General features: G+C 69.1%; 2 protein-coding genes. One reads left to right on the top strand and one right to left on the bottom strand.

The features are described from left to right. Positions 1-1,006: EAL domain-containing protein (locus tag G3N96_RS38330; protein ID WP_206140454.1), on the bottom strand; the 1,006-nt coding region annotated here is incomplete at its 3' end. A 298-nt stretch (positions 1,007-1,304) separates the two neighbouring features. Between G3N96_RS38330 and G3N96_RS38335 the strand changes: the two genes are divergently transcribed. Then, positions 1,305-2,424, top strand: a 1,120-nt coding sequence (locus G3N96_RS38335) for a Na+/H+ antiporter (RefSeq protein ID WP_206140455.1), incomplete at its 3' end; no start/stop codon positions are given.

The raw sequence follows: 2,424 nt of genomic DNA on the forward strand, positions 1-2,424 counted from the left end.
CGTGCGCGTCGAGCAGGAAGCAGCGCGCGGCCGCGTCGAGCGCGAGGAAGTTCCAGCACACCTCGTCGAGCGGCTCGCCGGCCGCGAGACGCTCGGCCGCACGTTCGAACGCGCGCAGGTACGGCGCGAGCCGCTGCGCATCGCGCCGTTCGCGCGCGTCGGTCTGCTGCCGGAAGCGCTCGGTCAGCTCGCCGATGCAGCCCGTCGCGGCCGCGCTGTCCGGCAGCCCCGGCGCCGGCCGGCCGAAGTAGTAGCCCTGCACGAAATCGGCCTCGCACGACAGCGCGATCTGCGCCTCGTGCTCGGTCTCGATGCCCTCGACGAGCACCAGCTTGCCGGCCTCGTGCAGCAGCGTCACGAGCCCGTGCAGGATCGCGGTGAGCCCGGTGCGGTGCGCCGCGTGCGACAGCATGATCCGGTCGAGCTTCACGATGTCCGGGTTCAGTTGCCAGATCCGTTCGAGGTTCGAGTGGCCCGCGCCGAAATCGTCGAGCGCGATCAGGAAGCCGTGCGTGCGGAATTCGCGCACGGCCTCGGCGAGCCGCTCGACGTCTTCCGCGCGCTGCTCGAGCACTTCGAGCACGACGCGGCGCGGCGGCATGCCGAGCCGCTTCAGGTTCGCGAGCAGCGCGGCCGCCTGGAACGGGTCGGTGAGCACGCCCGGATGCACGTTGAGGAACAGCCACTCGCGCTCGGCGCCGAGCAGCGCGAAGTTCTCGAGATGCAGCGCCTGCGCGAGCCGGTCGAGCTGCAGCAGCTCGCCCTGGCGCGCGGCTTCGCCGAACACGTCGAGCGGCGACACGGCGCGATCGAGCGCATCGTGCGCGCGCAGCAGCGCCTCGTAGCCCACCGCACGCTGGTGCGACAGGCTGAAAATCGGCTGGAACACGGTCGTGAGCGTCATGTCGCGGTGCTGCGTCGCCAGACGTTCGAAGCCGGAACTCACCTCCCGCTCGAACCGGTACGGCGACGCGGCGGCCGGACGCTCCTGTTGCACGATCGTCATGCCTTCCTCCTGGTATTGCCTTCGAACGCGGCGCCCGACGAAGCGAGCGGCGCGTGCAATGTCATTGGTTGGACCCTCGGTTGTCCGGTCGACGCCGGACGGCTGCCGAACCTCAAGCAAGCTCCGTGCAAGGCGCCGACAACCCGTGCGCCGCACGGCTCGCGCCGGGTTGCCGCACCATCCCGGCGCAGGTCACGCGCACCGTTTTCGTGCACGCGCACCGGCCGCTCGAACGCAGCCGTCACGCCGGCACGCTACACTCCGTACGATCGTTTCATTCCCCGTATTCGCCGTATCGATGGAAATCGTCTTCACCGTCCTGATCCTGCTGCTGACCGTCGCGCTATCCGGCGCCGTCACGCGCAACCTGCCGTTCCAACTGCCGTTGCCGCTGATGCAGATCGCGTTCGGCGCGATGCTCGCGTGGCCGAAGCTGAACCTGCACGTCACGTTCGATCCCGAAATCTTCATGCTGCTGTTCATTCCGCCGCTGCTGTTCGCGGACGGCTGGCGGATTCCGAAGCGCGAGCTGTACCTGCAGCGCCGCGCGATCCTGATGCTCGCATTCGGGCTCGTGTTCATGACGGTACTCGCAGTGGGCTACTTCGCGCACTGGCTGATACCCGAGTTGCCGCTGCCGATCGCGTTCGCGCTCGCGGCCGTGCTGTCGCCGACCGACGCGGTCGCGCTGTCGGGCATCGCCGGAAAGGGCCGGATCCCGCCGCAGCTGATGCACATCCTCGAAGGCGAGGCGCTGATGAACGACGCGTCCGGCCTGGTCGCGCTGAAATTCGCGATCGCGGCCGCGCTGACGGGCATGTTCTCGCTGCGCGACGCGTCGGTCACGTTCGTGATCGTCGCGGCCGGCGGGCTCGCGACGGGCGCGATCGTGTCGTGGGCGTTCAGCGCGCTGTCGACCCGCTTCCTGAACGCCGAGCAGGAAGGCGATCCGGCCCCCGGCATCGTGATGACGCTGCTCGTGCCGTTCGCGGCCTACCTGTTCGCCGAGCACCTCGACCTGTCGGGCGTGCTGGCGGCCGTGTCGGCCGGGATGATGATGAACTACACGAGCTTCTCGCGTAAAAGCACCGTCGCATCGCGCGTGCGCGCCGAAAGCACGTGGGCGATGATCGAGTTCGTGTTCAACGGCATGGTGTTCATCATGCTCGGGCTGCAGCTGCCGCACATCATCGGCCGCACGCTCGTCGACGCGCACCACACGAGCGACGCGCTCGTCGGCCGGATGATCTTCAACGTCTGCGCGATGATGCTCGCGCTGTATGCGATCCGCTTCCTGTGGGTCTGGCTGCTGCGCTGGTTCGCGAGCCGTCGCGCCGCCCGCCACGGCCTCGCGGGCACGATGGCCGGCGTGCGCACGATCGCGGTGATGACGGTCGGCGGCGTGCGCGGCGCGGTCA

It is taken from the genome of Burkholderia sp. Se-20373 (assembly GCF_017104705.1).
GTDB lineage: Bacteria > Pseudomonadota > Gammaproteobacteria > Burkholderiales > Burkholderiaceae > Burkholderia.